The sequence below is a fragment of the Muricoccus roseus genome, assembly GCF_900141905.1.
GTDB classification, from domain to species: domain Bacteria; phylum Pseudomonadota; class Alphaproteobacteria; order Acetobacterales; family Acetobacteraceae; genus Roseomonas; species Roseomonas rosea.
Genome location: NZ_FQZF01000021.1, coordinates 65,125 through 82,683 on the forward strand (window position 1 = coordinate 65,125; position 17,559 = coordinate 82,683).

The 17,559-nt window shown below is 71.3% G+C and carries 17 protein-coding genes; 3 read left to right on the forward strand and 14 right to left on the reverse strand.

What is annotated here, in order from left to right; all coding sequences use genetic code 11:
- Positions 1-5: 5 nt before the first annotated feature.
- From BUB97_RS17100 to BUB97_RS26930, 4 genes are read right to left on the reverse strand one after another with little or no spacing between them, the layout of a single operon-like run.
- Complete coding sequence (locus tag BUB97_RS17100; protein ID WP_073136939.1) at positions 6-752, reverse strand: P-loop NTPase family protein; 747 nt, start codon at positions 750-752, stop codon at positions 6-8.
- 6 nt (positions 753-758) lie between these two features.
- Positions 759-1,883, reverse strand: coding sequence for an AI-2E family transporter (locus tag BUB97_RS17105; protein WP_245818340.1), 1,125 nt, complete (start codon positions 1,881-1,883; stop codon positions 759-761).
- Between the two features lie 35 nt (positions 1,884-1,918).
- Entirely contained in the window at positions 1,919-2,539 is a 621-nt protein-coding gene (locus BUB97_RS25535; RefSeq protein ID WP_245818341.1) for a CDP-alcohol phosphatidyltransferase family protein, read from the reverse strand.
- Positions 2,523-3,269, reverse strand: coding sequence for a hypothetical protein (locus BUB97_RS26930; RefSeq protein ID WP_073136941.1), 747 nt, complete (start codon positions 3,267-3,269; stop codon positions 2,523-2,525). Before BUB97_RS26930 ends, BUB97_RS25535 begins: the two co-directional genes overlap by 17 nt.
- 124 nt (positions 3,270-3,393) lie before the next feature.
- Between BUB97_RS26930 and purM the strand changes: the two genes are divergently transcribed.
- The 3 genes from purM to BUB97_RS17130 are packed head-to-tail and all read left to right on the forward strand — an operon-like array spanning position 3,394 to position 5,333.
- The gene (gene purM / locus BUB97_RS17120; protein ID WP_073136943.1) at positions 3,394-4,455 is read left to right on the forward strand and encodes a phosphoribosylformylglycinamidine cyclo-ligase; all 1,062 of its coding nucleotides are present in this window, start codon (positions 3,394-3,396) and stop codon (positions 4,453-4,455) included.
- Entirely contained in the window at positions 4,443-5,129 is a 687-nt protein-coding gene (purN, locus tag BUB97_RS17125; RefSeq protein WP_073136945.1) for a phosphoribosylglycinamide formyltransferase, read from the forward strand. Before purM ends, purN begins: the two co-directional genes overlap by 13 nt.
- A 45-nt stretch (positions 5,130-5,174) precedes the next feature.
- Positions 5,175-5,333, forward strand: coding sequence for an aa3-type cytochrome c oxidase subunit IV (locus tag BUB97_RS17130; protein ID WP_073136947.1), 159 nt, complete (start codon positions 5,175-5,177; stop codon positions 5,331-5,333).
- Between the two features lie 283 nt (positions 5,334-5,616).
- Here BUB97_RS17130 and BUB97_RS17135 read toward each other — a convergent pair whose 3' ends face one another.
- The 10 genes from BUB97_RS17135 to rapZ form a co-directional block, all read right to left on the reverse strand.
- Positions 5,617-6,228, reverse strand: a complete 612-nt coding sequence (locus tag BUB97_RS17135) for a hypothetical protein (protein WP_073136948.1) — start codon at positions 6,226-6,228, stop codon at positions 5,617-5,619.
- A gap of 92 nt (positions 6,229-6,320) precedes the next feature.
- Complete coding sequence (locus tag BUB97_RS17140) at positions 6,321-7,799, reverse strand: phospholipase D family protein (protein WP_073136950.1); 1,479 nt, start codon at positions 7,797-7,799, stop codon at positions 6,321-6,323.
- Positions 7,799-8,662 carry an endonuclease/exonuclease/phosphatase family protein gene (locus tag BUB97_RS17145; protein ID WP_086062285.1) on the reverse strand — a complete coding sequence of 288 codons (864 nt, stop codon included), beginning with the start codon at positions 8,660-8,662 and terminating at the stop codon, positions 7,799-7,801. The genes BUB97_RS17140 and BUB97_RS17145 overlap by 1 nt, the downstream gene beginning before the upstream one ends.
- Before the next feature lie 162 nt (positions 8,663-8,824).
- A complete protein-coding gene (locus BUB97_RS17150) occupies positions 8,825-9,301 on the reverse strand; it encodes a hypothetical protein (RefSeq protein ID WP_073136953.1) in 477 nt (158 codons plus the stop codon).
- Positions 9,294-11,804, reverse strand: a complete 2,511-nt coding sequence (locus BUB97_RS17155) for an FtsK/SpoIIIE family DNA translocase (RefSeq protein WP_073136955.1) — start codon at positions 11,802-11,804, stop codon at positions 9,294-9,296. Before BUB97_RS17155 ends, BUB97_RS17150 begins: the two co-directional genes overlap by 8 nt.
- A 481-nt stretch (positions 11,805-12,285) precedes the next feature.
- Positions 12,286-13,701 carry an adenosylhomocysteinase gene (gene ahcY, locus BUB97_RS17160; RefSeq protein WP_073136958.1) on the reverse strand — a complete coding sequence of 472 codons (1,416 nt, stop codon included), beginning with the start codon at positions 13,699-13,701 and terminating at the stop codon, positions 12,286-12,288.
- Between the two features lie 83 nt (positions 13,702-13,784).
- Entirely contained in the window at positions 13,785-15,635 is a 1,851-nt protein-coding gene (gene ptsP, locus BUB97_RS17165; RefSeq protein ID WP_073136960.1) for a phosphoenolpyruvate--protein phosphotransferase, read from the reverse strand.
- A 98-nt stretch (positions 15,636-15,733) separates the two neighbouring features.
- A complete protein-coding gene (locus BUB97_RS17170) occupies positions 15,734-16,003 on the reverse strand; it encodes an HPr family phosphocarrier protein (RefSeq protein ID WP_408906140.1) in 270 nt (89 codons plus the stop codon).
- Between the two features lie 62 nt (positions 16,004-16,065).
- Positions 16,066-16,512 carry a PTS sugar transporter subunit IIA gene (locus tag BUB97_RS17175; RefSeq protein ID WP_073136964.1) on the reverse strand — a complete coding sequence of 149 codons (447 nt, stop codon included), beginning with the start codon at positions 16,510-16,512 and terminating at the stop codon, positions 16,066-16,068.
- Entirely contained in the window at positions 16,509-17,528 is a 1,020-nt protein-coding gene (gene rapZ / locus BUB97_RS17180; RefSeq protein WP_073136966.1) for an RNase adapter RapZ, read from the reverse strand. The genes BUB97_RS17175 and rapZ overlap by 4 nt, the downstream gene beginning before the upstream one ends.
- Between the last annotated feature and the right edge of the window lie 31 nt (positions 17,529-17,559).

A 17,559-nucleotide genomic window follows, 5' to 3' on the forward strand; every position in this document is an offset into this window, starting at 1 on the left:
GGAGGCTACAGCAGTGTACCCATGGAAGCGGAGGGCGTGGCGGAGGTTGCCACGGAATCGTCACCGAATCCTTCCCACCCGTCTTCCGGCCCGCCAGAGCCGCTGCCATCGATCAGCCCGGCCAGCGAGCCGCGGGCCAGGGCGCGGGTGACCCGGCCGCCATCGGCCAGTGCCGCGCGGTCCAGCCGGGCCGCGGCCTCGGCCAGCACCGCTGCCTCCCGCGGCAGGCGGGCGAGCAGCCAATCCTGGATCGCCGGCTCCACCCGGAGCTGCCGGCGGGCGAAATGCCGGGCCAGCAGGGCGCGGAGCAGGCCGTCGGTTGGCTGGGCCAGGGGCGCGGCGGCGGTGGCGCGCAGCCGGCTGGCCAGGTCCGGCAGCCGGGCCTCCCAGCGGGAGGGCGGCTCTCGCCCCGCCATCAACAGCAGGTGGCCGCCGGCGGCGCAGGCATTGATGAGGTGGAACAGGGCGGGCTCCTCGGCCGCGCAATCGGCGTCATCCAGCGCGGTCGGCGCGCCTTCCGGCACGCCGCGCAGGGCGGGGCCGGAAAGGCGGCGCAGCCCGAGGCGCCGGGCGGCCTGGGCGAGGAAGGCCGATTTTCCGCTGCCCTCCGGCCCGTGCAGGGCCAGCCGGCCGGAGGGCCAGCTTCCCGGGTCGCCCAGCCAGGTGCGCGCCACCGCGTTCGACGAATCGGGGATGGGATCCATCTCGATTTCGGCGCGCGGAAGCAGCGGCAGGGGAAGCTGGCGGGGCATGGCGGATCAGCCCCCTGTCCGGGGCGGGTCGAGATAGAGGGGGCTTTCGAGGTAGCGGCGCAGCCAGTAGCGCGCCAGCACCCCGATGGCGGCGGCGATGGGCACGGCCAGCAGCACGCCCAGGAAGCCGAAGGCCACACCGCCCGCGAACAGGGCGAAGATGACCCAGACGGCATGCAGCTCCACCCGCCCGCCCAGCAGGCGGGGATAGATGATGTAGCCTTCGACGATCTGGCCGGTCAGGAACACGGCAGCCACCATCGCCACGTCCCGCCAGGAGCCGAACTGGCCTATGGCGAGCAGGACGGCTGTGGCCATGCCCGTCATGGAGCCGACATAGGGGATGAAGGTGAACATTCCCGCCAGCAGCCCGACGAGCAGCCCCAGTTCCAGCCCGACCGCGGAAAGGGCCAGGGCGTAGTACACGGCCAGCAGGGCGCAGCAGATCAGCTGCCCGCGCAGCCAGGCCGAAAGCACGCGGTCCGTGTCATGGGCGAGCTGGCGCAGCACGGCGGCGTTGCGGCGGGGCAGCCAGGTTTCCAGCCGCGCCATGATCCGCGGCCAGTCGCGCAGCAGGTAGAAGCCGACGATGGGCGTCACCACCGCGAAGGTGAAGACGTTGAACAGCGCGTAGCCGCCGCCGATCAGCCGCGTGGCCGAGGTGCCGAGCCAGACAAGGATGGAGCCGAGCTGCGAGACCGCCAGGTCCTTCAGCCGGGGGTCCAGCACCATGGGCTGCATCCGCTCCTCAGCCGCGGCCAACGCGTCCTGCAGCATGGTGCCGATCCGCGTCACATAGGAGGGCAGCCGGGCCAGCAGCACGCCGATCTGGGAGATCAGCAAGGGGTAGAGCAGCAGCAGCGCGATCAGCGCGAGGGTGAGCAGCCCCGCGATCAGGATCCCCGCCCCGAGCCATCGCGGGATGCCGATCCGCGCCATCCGGTCCGCCACGGGGTCGAGGAAATAGGCGATGCAGACGGCCAGGACGAAGGGCGTGAGGATCGCCGCGAAGAACCACAGGGCGAAGAAGGCGGCCGCCAGCAGCCCGAAGACCAGCCCCAGCCGCTGCGCCCGCGTGGCGTTGCGCGGGCCGGGGGAGCGGGGCAGTTCAGGGCGGAGGGGGGTCGGCACGGGATTCGGGGCCGGGGCCTGGTTCGGGGGCGCGCTCATTTCGGCAGGGCGCGCGCGGCGTCCCGGACATAGGCGATGCCGGAGGCGATGGTGGTGGCGGCCACGCAGGCGATGAGCGCCGGCAGCAGCCAGCCTCCGTCCAGCGCAAAGCCCGCCAGGAGAAGGGCGGTGCCCGCCAGGCCGATCTGCATCGCCGTGTTCAGCTTCGAGATGAAAAGCGGCTGGATGGCGGGGCGCAGCCCCATCAGGGCCAGCACCAGCAGCCCGCCCACGATCAGCAGGTCCCGGAACACCACCAGGATGGCCAGCCAGTCCGGCAGGACGCCGATGATGGCGAGGGTGACATAGACCGAGACGAGCAGCGCCTTGTCCGCCAGGGGGTCGAGCACGGAGCCAATGAAGGAGCGGGCGTTGCGCACCCGCGCCAGCCAGCCATCCACGGCATCGGAGATGCCGGCGCCCACGAAGAGGAGGAAGGCGAGGTCCAGCCGGTGCTGGATCACCAGCCACACCACCGCGGGCACGGCGCAGAGCCGCGCGAGGGTGATGACATTGGGCAGGGTGAACAGCGCGCTTTCCGCCGGCGAGGAGGCCTCGCCGCCGCCATGCTCCGGACCACCCCTCTCCTCAGCCGCCGTATCACGCTCCTCCGGCAAGGCCGACCCGCCAGCCCGGACCGGTGGTGGGGTTCGGCAGGCCGGAGGGGGACGGCGGCTGGCTCGGCGCCAGCACCACGCCACCGCCCGCCAGCTCCTGCGCCGCGACGCCCGGCGGGCTGCGCAGCCCGATCCGCAGCCGCGCCCCTTCGGTCGAGATCGCGAGGATGTCCACGCTGCCCACCGAGGGCTGGGCGAGCAGGCGGCGCCGGAGGGCCAGCCATTCGTCGAGGGAGCGGAAATTCGTCCCGGCCTCGACATAGGCGCTGAGCGGCAGGATCGGCGGCGTGCCCGGCGGCAGGCTGGCGGGGGCGGAAGGCGGCGCGGAGGCCCCGCCGAGCGGTGGCAGCGCGCCCCCGCCCGAACCGGCGCTGGCCGTCGCCGCCCCGCTGGAGGAGGTGCCGGCACCGCGGAAGCGGATGGTGTAGCGGCCGGAATAGCCGTTCAGGGTGGAGCGCTCCTGCTCCACCACCATGCTCGTCACCATCGACTCGATCTGCGAGGCCGAGGCGTTGGGATTCGCGCCCGTGGCGGCGGCATAGCGCTGGTAGGCCAGGCGCTGCGCGTTGGCGATCGCCCGCTCCTTTGCCACCACGGCATTGGCGGCGGTCGCCTCCGCCGGAACGCCGCGCTGCACGGCCGGATCGTCCTGGGCCAGGGCGCGGGAAGGCGCCATGAAGGGCACGGCGAGCAGCGCGACGCCGAGCGCCGCACCACGAATCGCCTGCATCCCCGCCCCGCGCCGCGGATGGATTGCGCGCGGGCGCCGAAAATGTTGGGTTCCGCGACCGTCTGAACTGGGCATAAGCCGCTCCCCCGTGGACCGCCCCTGGGATAGCCGATCAAGGACCGCCATGACCAGACTGACCTACCGCGATGCCGGGGTGGATATCGAAGCCGGCGACGCGCTGGTGGACCGGATCAAGCCCCTCGCCCGCTCCACGGACCGCAAGGGCACGATGGGCGGGCTCGGCGGCTTCGGCGCCCTGTTCGACCTCAAGGCGGCGGGCTTCCAGGACCCCGTCCTGGTCTCCTCCACCGACGGGGTGGGCACGAAGCTGCGGCTGGCGATCGACGCGAATCACCACGCCACCGTGGGGATCGACCTGGTGGCCATGTGCGTGAACGACCTGGTGGTGCAGGGCGCCGAGCCGCTCTTCTTCCTGGATTACTTCGCCACCGGCGCGCTGGACGTGGCCCAGGCGGCGGATGTGGTCTCCGGCATCGCCGAGGGCTGCCGGCAGGCCGGCTGCGCCCTGGTGGGCGGCGAGACGGCCGAGATGCCGGGCATGTATCACAAGGGCGACTACGACCTGGCCGGCTTCTCCGTCGGCGCCGCCGAGCGCGGGGCGCTGCTGCCCTCCGGCGACGTGGGACCGGGCGACGTGGTGCTCGGCCTCGGCGCCTCCGGCGTGCATTCGAACGGCTATTCCCTGGTCCGCCGCATCGTCGAGGCGGGGAATGCCGAGCTGGGCGACCCCGCCCCCTTCGCCGCCGGGAAGAGCCTGGGCGAGGCGCTCCTGGAGCCCACCCGAATCTATGTGAAGCCCGTCCTGGCCCTGCACCGCGCCGGGCTGATCAAGGCGGCCGCCCACATCACCGGCGGCGGCCTGCCGGGTAATCTGCCCCGCGTGCTGCCGGAGGGAGCCGTGGCCGTGGTGGACGCGACCGCCTGGCCGGTGCCGCCCGTCTTCGGCTGGCTGGCCCGCACCGGCGGGGTGGAGCCGGAGGAGATGCTGCGCGTCTTCAACTGCGGCATCGGCATGGCACTGGTCGTCGAGGAAGCGAAGGCCGAGGCGGCGATCGCGATGCTCCGCGAGCATGGCGAGACGGCCTATCGAATCGGCCGCATCGAGGCTGGCGAGGGCGAGGCCGAGGTGCGCATGGAAGGCCTCTCCCCCGCATGGCCGAACTGAGGAGGCGCGTCGCGGTCCTCATCTCGGGCCGCGGCAGCAATCTGGGCGCGCTGATCGCGGCGGCCCGGCACCCGGACTACCCGGCGGAACTCGCGCTCGTCCTCTCCAACAAGGCGGATGCCGCCGGGCTGGAGCGCGCGCAGGCCGCCGGCATCCCGACCGCCGTGGTGGAAAGCCGCCCCTTCGGGAAGGACCGCACGGGGTTCGAGGCGGCGATGCAGGCCCGGCTGGAGAAGGCGGGGATCGAGCTGATCGCCCTGGCCGGCTTCATGCGCGTGCTGACGGAAGGCTTCGTCTCCGCCTGGGCCGGGCGGATGCTGAACATCCATCCCAGCCTCCTCCCCGCCTTCCCCGGGCTGGACACCCATGCCCGCGCCCTGGCCGCGGGGGTGCGCCTGCATGGCTGCACCGTGCATTTCGTGACGCCCGGGGTGGACGAGGGGCCGGTGATCGCCCAGGCCGCCGTGCCCGTGCTGCCCGAGGACGACGAAGCCGCCCTGGCGGCCCGCGTGCTGGCGCAGGAACACCGGCTCTACCCCGCGGCCCTGGCCTGGGCCGCCTCCGGCGCCGCGCGGCTGGTGGCCGGGCGGGCGGTGCTGGATGTGCCGATGGCCGAAGGCGCCTTCGCCAACCCCTTGCCCGCTTCCCTCGCGGTGCCTACAGAAACGGCCTGACACGCCGCCCTCTTCCGGTGCGGCCCATCAAACGAGGTGGACCCGATGGCCGAGGCCCAGCAGCACATCGACTATGTTGAGGTGAAGTCCAAGGACATCCTCGCCGAGCGCCAGACGGGCTGGGCGATGTTCACCAAGGCCACGATGTGGGGGATCATCGCGGTCGTCCTCCTGCTCGTCTTCCTGAAGGTCTTCTTCGGCTGAACCTGGTCTGATTTCCACCGGGTTCCTGTCCTGATCGGTTCGGTGCGTCCCGGGGAGAGGAAGAAGGAATTCTTCCTCTCCCCGGCCCCCTCACCATCATCTTTTTCTAGAAGTTTGGAATCACGGGGCTGACGGTGTGCCTGAGGTCGATGACCTCAGGCGACTGCAAAGGCAGAATCAGCCCCCTTCAACCAGAGACCCCTTCGATCCGGGGCATCCACGGCAGTCAGACGGGGTTCCAAGGGCCTCAGGCCCTTGGCGGGTCGAGGGCGGAGCCCTCGCCTCAGCGGCGCGGCAGCCCCAGCCCGAGGCTCCGGGCCATGTCGCCGAGGTCCACGCGGCGATAGCCTTCGGGGACGCGGAAGCGCATGGGGTCATGGCGGGTGTATTCCACCCGTGTGGCCTCCACCCCCTCCCCCCGGTCATTGACGCCGCGCAGCAGCACGCCATCCGCTGTCAGGCAGGCGGTGCCGCGCTGGCCCCTCTCCTCCCAGCGGTAATTCGTGCAGCCCTGCCCGGCCTGGCTGGCCGTGCCCGTGCGGGTCAGCCGCGCGGTTTCGGCCAGGCGGAGGTAGCGCACGGCCTCCTCCTGCCGCACCGGGCTCGGCGTCACCACGCGCATCGAATCCATCACCATCTCCGTCCGCCCGGTGCGGCGGTCGGCCAGCGCCCAGGCGGGCATGGAAGGGGATTCGACGCGCAGCCGCCCCTCGGCGGCCAGGGCGGCCACGGTGAATTCCCGTGGCGTCTGGGGAGAGGCGTTGCCGAGGACCCTGTAGGCGACGGTGACATCCCGCGTGGGAAAGGTGGCCGGGCGGTTCTGCGCCTGGGCGCCCGGCGCCAGCGCCGCCATAGACAGAATTGCCGCGGGCAGGACGGGGATGAGGCGGCGCATGAGCCCTCCGGTAAAAGCAGGCCGAAGGGAGAAGGCCATGCCTCCGTGGCACCACAAGGGCGAACGGCCCTCAAAGCTTGGTGTGGGGCGGCTTAGAGCTGGGATTCCACCGGCAGCATCCGCACCAGCTCCGCCAGGATTCGGCGGGAGAGCGAGGCGTCGGGCTCCAGGTGGCGCTTCTCCGCCGTTCCCCCCACCTCGGCCGTCCAGGCCAGGCGGATGCCGTCCCGGCTCACGCGCCAGCTCCGCGACGGCTCGGCGAGACGCGCATGCTCCTCGCAGAGCTTGCGGGCGATTCCGGGGTGACGGACGAAGGTGCCCATCTCGGTGTTCAGCGCCACCGAGCGGGGGTCGAGGTTGAAAGAGCCGACGAAGGCCTCCTCGCAATCCACGACCAGCGCCTTGGTGTGCAGGCTGGCGCCGCGGGAGCCGAAGACGCTCGCCCCCTCCTCGCCGGAGGGCTTGAGCTCGTGCAGTTCCACCCCCGCATCCAGCAGCCGCTCGCGATAGCGGGCATAGCCGCCATGGACGGCCACCACATCGGTCGCCGCGAGGGAGTTGGTCACGACCGAGACGCGCACACCGCCTCTCGCCAGATCCTCCAGCAGCGCCGCCCCTTCGGAGCCCGGGACGAAATAGGGGGAAATCAGCAGGGCCTCGCGCTTTGCCCGGCGCAGCGCCTCCAGGATGGCGGGCGCCAGGCATTCGGCGGCCGGGGCCCGGCCCCGTGCCTTATCCGGCGGGTCGGCGAGCACCCGGATATCCGCCGGCCCCACGGGGGAGAGGCGGGACGGGTCGCCCTTCATCATCTCGGCGACCGCCGCATCGGCGCCCAGCTCCTCGAAGAAGGGCCGGGCCTGGGGTGCGGCGCAGGCCGCCTGGAGCTTCGCGGCCAGGCCCTTCAGCCCGCCGCGCCGGTGCGGCGTCTGCGTGACGACGGCGACCGGCCGGGCGAGTCGGTGGTGCCAATAGCGCTCGAAGATGCGCTGCGCCTCGCCGGCCGCCCCGCCGGCGATCACCAGGTCGAGGTCGCGGAAGTTGAACTCGCCGGACGCGTCGAAATACTCGTCGCCGATGTTGCGGCCGCCGCAGATCGCCACCCGGCCATCCGCGATCCAGGCCTTGTTGTGCATGCGCCGGTTCAGGTGCCAGCCGCCGAACAGGATCTCGAGCATCAGCCCGATCTGGCCGAAGCGCCGCCAGCGGGTGGCGTTGAACAGCCGCACCTCGATGTTCGGATGCGCGTCGAGCGCGACCAGCACGCGCTCGCGCCCGATCGCGTACATGTCGTCCAGCAGGACGCGCACCTGCACGCCGCGGTCGGCGACATGGAGCACCTCCTGCGCCAGCACGCTGCCGGTCAGGTCGCCGCGCCAGATGTAGTATTGCAGGTCCAGCCGGGTGGTGGCCCCGCGCGCGGCCTGGACGCGCGCCGCGAAGGCTTCCAGCCCACCGGGCATCAGGCACACGCCGCTGCCCCCATGGGCGACGCCGGGCGGAAGCTCCGCCGGGGCCGGGAGTTCCGCGAGCATCGTGCCCGCCCCCCCACCCGGCTCCGGGGAGCGGGGCATCAGGCCGCCGCGGCCAGCGCGGAGGACTGCTTCAGCGCTTCCAGAGCCGCCGCGAGGTCCAGCTTGGCCTTGAGGGGGAGGTGGTCGGAGGCGATGCGGGCCAGCGGCGAATCATGCGCCTCCAGCGCCCGCACCAGCGCCTGCGGCCGGCCGAGGATCCGGTCGAGCGAGAAGACCGGCATCCGGCTGGGAAAGGTCGCCGGGCCGGGCCTGGCATGGCCGAAGCTGCCCTCCAGCCCCTTGAGGGAAGAGCGGCGGCCCGGGCGCCATTCGTTCAGGTCACCAAGCATCACGGTGGGGATGTGGGCATCCTCGGCGATGGAATCGAGGATGGCATCCACCTGGCGGGAGCGGTGGCGCCGCAGAAGGCCGAAATGGGCGGCCACAACGCGCAGCGGGCCGGCAGGGAATTCCATGTCCACCACGGCCGCGCCGCGCGGCTCGCCCCCCGGCAGCGCCAGGCGGCGCACCCGCACGGCATGGCCACCGCGCACCAGCAGGGCGTTGCCGTGCCAGCCATGGCCCTGGGGAATGATGGAGAGCGGCACGAGGCGCAGCCCCGTGCGGCGTTCGATGGCCACCATGTCCAGCAGCCCCACCCGGCGGCCGAAGCGGCGATCCGCCTCCTGCAGGGCGAGGATGTCCGCATCCAGCTCCGCGATGACGTCCGCGATGCGGGCGGGGTCGAAGCGCTTGTCCATGCCCACGCATTTGTGGACGTTGTAGGAGGCGATGGTCAGCGCATCGGCCGGCACCGGCCCGTGCTCGGCGGGCGGGGCGCTGAACCGCGTACGCAGCTCCGCCACGACGCGAGGCAAAGTGGTCTCGCGCCCGAGGGATGGCCGGACGAAGGCTGGGATCATCCTGTCTTCAAACCTGGACGGTGGGCGACCAACCGCCCGGGAGGGAGCCATCTGGGGATACACCGATGTTAATCCAAGCCGGGCAGGAACGCGCGGGCGGGCGCGCGGCTGCGTGGCTGGCATTCCATCCCTGCCCCTGACAATCGCGCGAGGCCAGGCCCCTCAGCCCCATTCCGGGATCGCCCTGCCCTTCACCGGGTCCCCCGCGGGAAGGGGAACAGCCGCGATATTCGCCTCCACCTCCGCCCGCTCGGTCGGAACCCCGCGGCGGATGTCGTAATCCGCGCCGCCGGGATAGGCGCCGACGATTTCGAAATCCGCGCTCGCCCATTCCCGGCAATGGCCGACCCCCGCCGGGATCAGCACCGCATCCCCCGCGCGCAGCGTCAGCGTCTCTCCATCCGGGCCGCCGAAGCGCACCCGCGCCTCGCCATGGGAGACCCCCAGCGCCTCATGCGCGATGCTGTGGAAGTGGTGATAGTCGTAGATGCCGTTGGTCCAGGCATTGGACCAGCCATGGCGCGCGAAATGGGCCGTGATGGCCTCCGCCCCGCCCAGCAGCGCGCCGCGCCAGACCAGCAGCGGCAGCCCCGAATTGGGGATGCCGCCGGAAGGCGCGAAGCGGTGCGCCTCAGTCATCGGCCCCGGCGCGGGCGAGCACCTCGCGCTTGCCGACATGGTTGGCCGGGCCCACCACGCCCTCGCGCTCCATCTGCTCGATCAGCTTGGCCGCGCGGTTGTAGCCGATGTTGAGGTGGCGCTGGACGAAGCTGGTGCTCGCCTTGCCCTCACGGGAGACGAGCGCAACGGCCTGCTCGTAGAGGCCCTTCTCGCCGCCGCCATCGAAGAGGCTGCCCTGCGAGCCGCCGCCCTCCTCGTCGTCCTCGGTCTCCGTCACCTCCTCGATATAGGCGGGCTCGCCCTGCTCGCGCAGGAAGTCCACCACGCGCTCCACCTCCTCGTCCGAGACGAAGGGGCCGTGCACGCGGTTCACCCGGCCGCCGCCGGCCATGTGCAGCATGTCGCCCTGGCCCAGCAGCTGCTCCGCGCCCTGCTCGCCGAGGATGGTGCGGCTGTCGATCTTGCTCGTCACCGCGAAGGAGATGCGGGTGGGGAAGTTCGCCTTGATGGTGCCGGTGATGACATCCACCGAGGGGCGCTGGGTCGCCATAATCACATGGATGCCCGCGGCGCGCGCCATCTGCGCCAGCCGCTGCACCGCCGCCTCGATCTCCTTGCCCGCCACGATCATCAGGTCCGCCATCTCGTCGATGACGACGACGATCATCGGCAGGGCGGCGAGGTTGAGCGGCTGGTCCTCGAAAACCGGCTTCCCGGTCTCCGGATCGAAGCCGGTCTGCACGCGCCGCGTGAGCTGCTCGCCGCGCCCGGAGGCGGCCGTGACCTTCTCGTTGTAGCCGCCGATGTTGCGGACGCCGAGCTGGCTCATCGCCTTGTAGCGGCGCTCCATCTCGCGCACCGTCCACTTCAGCGCGCCGATCGCCTTGGGCGGCTCGGTCACCACCGGCGCGAGAAGATGCGGGATGCGGTCATAGACCGAGAGCTCCAGCATCTTCGGGTCGATCATGATGAAGCGGCACTCGTCCGGCCCGAAGCGGTAGAGCAGCGACAGGATCATCGTGTTGATCCCGACCGACTTGCCCGAGCCGGTGGTGCCCGCGATGAGCAGGTGCGGCATGCGCGCGAGGTCGGCCACGACGGGCGCGCCGCCGATATCCTTGCCCAGCGCCAGCGGCAGCTTGCCCGAATTCCGCGACCAGTCCTCCGCCTCCATCATCTCGGAGAAGTAGACCATCTCGCGCTTCGCATTCGGCAGCTCGATGCCGATGACGTTGCGGCCGGGCACGGTGGCGATGCGCACGGCCAGCACGGACATGCTGCGGGCGATATCGTCCGCCAGGCCGATCACGCGCGCCGACTTGGTGCCCGGTGCCGGCTCCAGTTCGTAGAGGGTAACGACGGGGCCCGGGCGGATATCCACAATGCGTCCGCGCACGCCGTAGTCGTCCAGCACGGATTCGAGCAGCCGCGCATTCTCCTCCAGCGCCTCGCGCGAAGGCCCGGTGTCCCGGCGCGGCGGGGCGGGCGCGAGGAGCGAGAGCGGCGGCAGGCGGAACTTGCCGTCGTCGCCCTTCTTCACGGTTTCGCTGATCGGCAGGCGGCGGGTGGGCAGCACGCGGTCCGCGATGCGCGGGCCATCCGGCTTCGCCTCGTCCTCCCGGGGTTCCGCCGGCGCCACCTTCGGCGCCCGCTTCGGGGCGGGGCGCGGGGCGGGCACCTCCTCGGCGGCCGCATCGGCGGCGCGGAGCAGGGCGGAGAGCTGGGGCGAGGGCTCGGGGCGGCGGCGGAGCAGACCCGCCATCGCGCCGGGCATGCCGAGGATGCGGCCCATCAGCCCAGGGCGCGGCGCCTCTTCCTCACGGTGGTGCAGGCGGTCCCGCGCGTGGCGCGCCTCGGCCGCGCGGGCGCGCGCCTCGGAGCGGCGGCGGATGATGTTGCCGGCCAGCCCATGGCCGCGCCGCGCCGCCGCGCCGCCCGCGCGCCGCCAGGAGGAGAGCGGAATGGCCAGCGCCAGCACCACGGCCACCGCCGCCATGCCGGCGATGGCGGCATTGCCCAGAACGCTGCCCAACGGGCCGAAGACCGCGCCGATCGTCTCATCCACGGCTTCCCGCACCAGCGGGCCCATCGCCCCGCCGGGGGTGCCGCCCGGAAAGGGCGCGGGCAGCGGGGTGGTGGAGAGGGCGGCAGCCAGCAGCGGCAGCCCGGCCAGCAGCGCCGCCACCCGGCCAGCGAAGGGGGAGAGGCCACGATGGGTGGAGAGCCGCAGCGCCCAGGTCATCAGGCAGGCGGCCGGCAGCAGCCCCGCCCAGCCGAAGCCCTGCAGCAGCACGTCCGACACCATGGCGCCGAAGGGACCGGCCAGGTTGGTCGGTGGCCGGGTGGTGGCGGTGGAAAGCGAGGGGTCGGCCGGATTGTGGCTGGCCAGCGCCACCAGCACCGCCAGGCCCAGCAGGCCCGCGATCATGCCCAGAAGCTGCCCGCCCCGGCGCTTGAGCGCCGCCTTCACGGCAGGCGAGGCAAAGCGACGGATGCCGGCGGAGGAGCCGAAGGGATTCATCCCGGACGCCGCGCCCACCGGGGCGCTCGCTGATCGGTCGGCGGGTGCGCGCGGCATGGTCTTCCCGAGCAAGAGTTGATGCAGCGGGGAAAGACTACACGGCAAAGGCTTGGTTTTGGCGACACAGTTGTGGCCAAAATGACGAAGGGCGGCCCGGAGGCCGCCCTTCCGCCCTCTTTGCGAGGGGGTTCTGGTTCTGAGGTGGTGGTTTGTCCCGGGGAGAGGAAGACGGAATTCTTCCTCTCCCCGGACCCGTCGAAGGCAGTGCCTTCGACCCATCATCTTTTTCTTCGAGTTGGATTCACTCGGCTGGCGGTGCGCCTGAGGTCTAGGACCTCAGGCGACTGCAAACGCAGGATCAGCACCCCTCAACCAGAGACCCCTTCGATCAGGGTATCCACGGCAGTCAAACGGGGTTCCAAGGGCCTCAGGCCCTGGGCGGGTGGAGGGCGGAGCCCTCCAGAAACCCCGCAGGACAGGATCAGTAGCGGTACATCTCGGCCTTGAACGGACCGGCCTGGGTCACGCCGATATAGTCGGCCTGCTGCTTCGTGAGCTTCGTCAGCTTCGCGCCCACCTTCTCCAGGTGCAGGAAGGCCACCTTCTCATCGAGGTGCTTGGGCAGGGTGTAGACCTGCTTCCCGTAGGCCGCGCCGTTGGTCCACAGCTCGATCTGCGCCAGCGTCTGGTTGGTGAAGGACGCCGACATCACGAAGGAGGGGTGGCCCGTGGCGTTGCCCAGGTTCACCAGCCGGCCTTCGGAGAGCAGCGTGATCTTCTTGCCGTCGGGGAAGCGGATCTCGTCCACCTGCGGCTTGATGTTCGTCCACTGCAGGTTGCGCAGGGCCGAGACCTGGATCTCGCTGTCGAAGTGCCCGATGTTGCAGACCACGGCGCGGTTCTTCATCGCGCGCATGTGGTCGATGGTGATGATGTCCACGTTGCCCGTGGCGGTGACGAAGATGTCGGCCTGCGGCGCGGCATCCTCCATCGTCACCACCTCGTAGCCCTCCATCGCCGCCTGCAGCGCGCAGATCGGGTCGACTTCCGTCACCATCACGCGGCAGCCCGCGTTGCGGAGCGAGGCGGCGGAGCCCTTGCCGACATCGCCGAAGCCGGCGACGCAGGCGACCTTGCCGGCCATCATCAGGTCCGTGCCGCGGCGGATCGCGTCCACCAGGGACTCGCGGCAGCCGTAGAGGTTGTCGAACTTCGACTTGGTGACGCTGTCGTTCACGTTGATGGCGGGGAAGAGCAGCTTGCCCTCCTTCGCCATGGAGTACAGGCGGTGCACGCCCGTCGTGGTCTCCTCCGACACGCCCTTGAGCGAGGCGGCGAGCTTCGCGAACCAGCCGGGCTTCTCGGTCAGCAGCTTCTTGATGAGGGCGAAGAACACGGTCTCCTCCTCATTGGTCGCGCCGTCGAGGAACTTCGTGTCGCCCTGCTCGGCGCGCAGGCCGTAATGCACCAGCAGCGTCATGTCGCCGCCATCGTCCAGCAGAAGGTTCGGCTCACCGCCATCGGCCCATTCGAGGGTCCGCTGCACGTAGTGCCAGTAATCCTCCAGCGTCTCGCCCTTCACGGCGAAGACCGGGGTGCCGGTGGCCGCGATGGCGGCGGCGGCGTGGTCCTGGGTGGAGAAGATGTTGCAGGACGACCAGCGCACATCGGCGCCGAGCGCCTTCAGCGTCTCGATCAGCACGGCGGTCTGGATGGTCATGTGCAGGCAGCCGGCGATGCGGGCGCCCTTCAGCGGCTGGCTGTTGCCGTACTCACGGCGCGTCGCCATCAGGCCGGGCATCTCGTCCTCGGCCATCTCGATCTCCTTGCGGCCCCACTGGGCGAGGGAGAGATCGGCGACGACGTAGTCGGTCTTCGGGGGGAGGGTATCGGGCATGGTGGGCTGGCCTTCCGGGATTGGGCGTCGCCTATCACGGAGCGGGCGAGCCGGCCAAGGGGATAAACGATATCAGGATATCTTTATGTGACCTTTTCGCCCGGCACGAAGCCGAGCACCAGCTCCTGGATCCGCTTCGGGTCGCTCTGCTCCATCACCCGCCGGGCGAAGCGGGCGCAGTCATCGATGTTCAGGGCGCGCACCATCTGCTTCACCCGCGGGATGGCGCTGGCATTCATGGACAGGCTGCGCAGGCCCAGTCCCATCAGCAGCGGCACCAGCCGGGGGTTCCCCGCCATCTCGCCGCAGACGGAAACCGGCATCCGCAGCCGCAGCGCGGCCTCGGTCGCGAACTGGATCAGGCGGAGCACGGCGGGGTGCAGCGGGTCATAGAGGTGGGAGACCTCCACCTCGGCCCGGTCCACCGCCAGCGTGTACATGGCCAGGTCATTGGTGCCGATCGCGAAGAAGTCGGCCTCCAGCGCGATGGCATCGGCGGCCAGGGCGGCCCCCGGCGTCTCGATCATCACGCCCAGAGGGGGGAGCTTCTCCGGCAGGGTCACGCCGCGGCGGCGCACGCGCTTGACCACGCGCTCATAGACCTCGCGCGCCTCCCGCACCTCCTCGGGGATGGTCACCATGGGCAGCAGGATGCGCACCGGGCCGAGGGAGGCCACGCGCAGGATGGCGGCGAACTGCACCTCCAGCAGCTCGGGCCGGCGCAGCAGCATGCGGATGCCGCGCAGGCCCAGCGCGGGGTTGGGGCCGGCATGGAAGGGTTCCACCCCCTCCGCCAGCGCCTCCATGTCCTTCTCGCCGCCCCAGTCGAGCACGCGGATGGTAACGCCGGCGCCGTCCGTGCCCTCCACGATCTGGCGATAGGCCTCGTAATGGGCCTCCTCATCCGGCAGGCCCTGGCGGTTCATGAAGAGGAACTCGGTCCGCAGCAGGCCGATTCCCTGGGCGCCGGCCTGGGCGATCAGCGGCAGCTCCGCCGGGATCTCCAGGTTGGCCTGGAGCTCCATCTCCTCGCCATCGGTCGTGACCGAGGGCAGGCGCCGCAGCTTGCCGAGGCGGGTGCGCTCCTTCGCATAGGCCGCGATCGACTCGCGCCCCGTGGCCAGTGCCTCCTTGCCCGGGCGCAGCACGATGGTGCCCGCCCCGCCATCCAGCACCGCCACGTCGCCGCGGGAGAAGGCGTTGGTCAGGCCGGGAAGGCCGAGCACGCTGGGGATGCCCAGTGCTCTCAGCATGATGGCGGTATGGCCATCCGCCCCGCCCTCCTCCGTCGCCACGCCCGCGATGCGGGAGGGATCGAGCAGCGCGGCATCGGCCGGCGTCAGCTCCTCGGCGACGAGGATCGAGCCCTCGGGCACGTCCTTGAAGGAGCGGAAGCCGGATTGGGTGAGGTTGCGCGTCAGGCGCCGGGCGATCTCATGCACCTCGCCCGCGCGGCGGCGGAGCCCGGCCTTGTCGTCGTCCTTGGCGGCCAGGATGGCGTTGCCGATCGCGTCCGCCTCGTCCTCCACCGCCGTCTCGGCGGAGAGCAGCTCGGCCTCGATTCGCTTGCGGGCGCCGCGGATGAGCCGGCTCTCGCCAAGCATCATCGCATAGGCATCCAGCAGCGGCTCCAGCTCCTCCTGCGCCTCCTCGGGCAGGATCGCGAGGCGGGCCTTGAGCTTGCTCACCTGCTTGCGGGAGGCGGAGACCGCCTCGGTCAGGCGGGCGCGCTCCTCCTCCACCTTCGCCGGGCCGATGCTGCGGCGGGGCGCGGCGGCGGGGGCCGCATCCGTGTCGTAGATCGGACCGATGGCGACGCCAGGGGAGATCGGGATCCCCTTGATCGTCAGCTCGCGCACACGGCGCCCCGCCTTGCGCGGCTCGGCAGTCTTGCCGTCCGCGGCGCGGGATGGGCCGGGCGCCTCCGTCTTCATCAATCCGCTCCTGCCGTCCTCTGCCCGGGCACTCAGCTCTGGGATCCGGGGCGGTTGTCTGCCTGGATCACGGAGTCAGGCCCCCTTGGCGCGCCGCCTCAATCCTCGTGGAATCCAGCCTCAACTAGCGCCGCCACCTCGTCCAGGGCCTCGCGGGCATCCCAGCCCTCGGCCTCGATGACGATGGTGGAGCCCTTGCCGGCGCCCAGCATCATCAGCCCCATGATGGAGCAGGCCGGCACGGTCTGCCCGTCATGCGTGACGCTGAGGGCGGAGCAGTGCTTCTCTGCCAGGGTCACCAGCTTCGCCGCCGCGCGCGCATGCAGCCCGCGCTGGTTGCGGATCAGGATGCTCCTTCGCAGCGGCATGGGGGCACCTTCCGGCTTCTCGGCCAGCTTTTGGGACACAGCCGCCTGCACGGTGTTGTCGCTCATCGCTTCGCTCCCCCATTGGCCCCGCCATCGCCGCGCAACTCGCCTGCGGTAGCCATGTATTTCCGTCCCGCGTTCACCGCATGGCTGACAGCCTCGGCCAGCGGCTCCGTCCCGCGCAAACGCGCGAGCTTGACCAGCAGCGGCAGGTTCACCCCCGCGATGACCTCCACCTGGCGGCCGCAGCAGTTCTCCGGCGCGCAGGTCTTGATGGAGGCGGCAAGGTTGGAAGGGGTGCCGCCGAACATGTCGGTCAGCACCACGACCCCGTCTCCCTGGTCCACCTGAGCGACCGCCGTGCGGATATCGCCGCGCCGGCCCTCGAGATCGTCCTCCGGGCCGATGCAGATCGTCGAGACATGCTTCTGGGGGCCCATGACATGCTCCATGGCGAGGCGGAGTTCCTCGGCCAGGCGGCCATGGGTGACGATGACGAATCCGATCATCGGGGGTCCGGAATGGCCGCCCGCGCGGGGCAGGGCTGGGCCAGCTTGTTGTCGAGGGGGTTGATCTGGGCCGTGCGCGGCGCAGCCGGGGTTGTTTCGGTCATGCTCTGGGGATCGATATGGGGTGCGGCGGGGGCCGCTTGGAGTCGGGCGCCGTGAAAGGCCTCGCGCAGGCCCAGCTCCCGGTGGGACAGGTCCACGGGCCAGCCGGCCCGGGCGAAATGCCGTGCCAGGCGTTCGGCCGCGAAAACCGAGCGGTGCTTCCCGCCCGTGCAGCCGAGCGCCAGGGTGAGGTACTTCTTGCCGCCCGCCTCATAGGCCGGCAAGAGCGGGTCCAGCAGCGCCGTCATGCGTGCCCAGAATGGGCCCCACTCCGGATCCCCCTCGATATAGTCCGCCACGGCGGCGTCGCGCCCGGTCATCGGGCGCAGGACCGGGTCGTAATGCGGGTTCCGCAGGAAGCGCAGGTCCAGCACGAGGTCGGCCTCGCGCGGCAGGCCGCGCGGATAGCCGAAGGACTGCACCGTCACCGTCATGCCGGCCAGGCCGGCCGGGCCGTAGCGCCGCTCGATCATCCGCCGCATGTCCGGCAGCGGCAGGCCGGAGGTGTCGAGCACCCAATCCGCGGCCTCGCGCAGGGGGGCCAGCGCCTCCTCCTCCCGCGCGATGCCATCGGCCACCCCGCCCCCCGCCATGCCGGCCGGGGCGAGCGGGTGGCGGCGCCGGGTTTCCGAGAAGCGGCGCAGCAGCACCTCCTCCGCCGCATCCACGAAGAGCAGCTCGGGCGCCGCGGCGCCGCGGGCCCGCAGCGCGTCCAGCCCGGCCAGCAGGGCCATGGCGTCGAAGCCGCGGGTGCGCGTGTCCACGCCAATGGCCAGCGGCCCCTCGCCCGGCCCCGCCATCAGCTCGCCCAGCACCGCGAGCGGCGGGTTATCCACGGTCTCGTGCCCGAGATCCTCCAGCACGCGCAGGACCGAGGACTTGCCCGCGCCGGAAAGCCCGGTGACCACCACCACCGGGCGCGGCGGGAGCGGATGGGAAAACGGG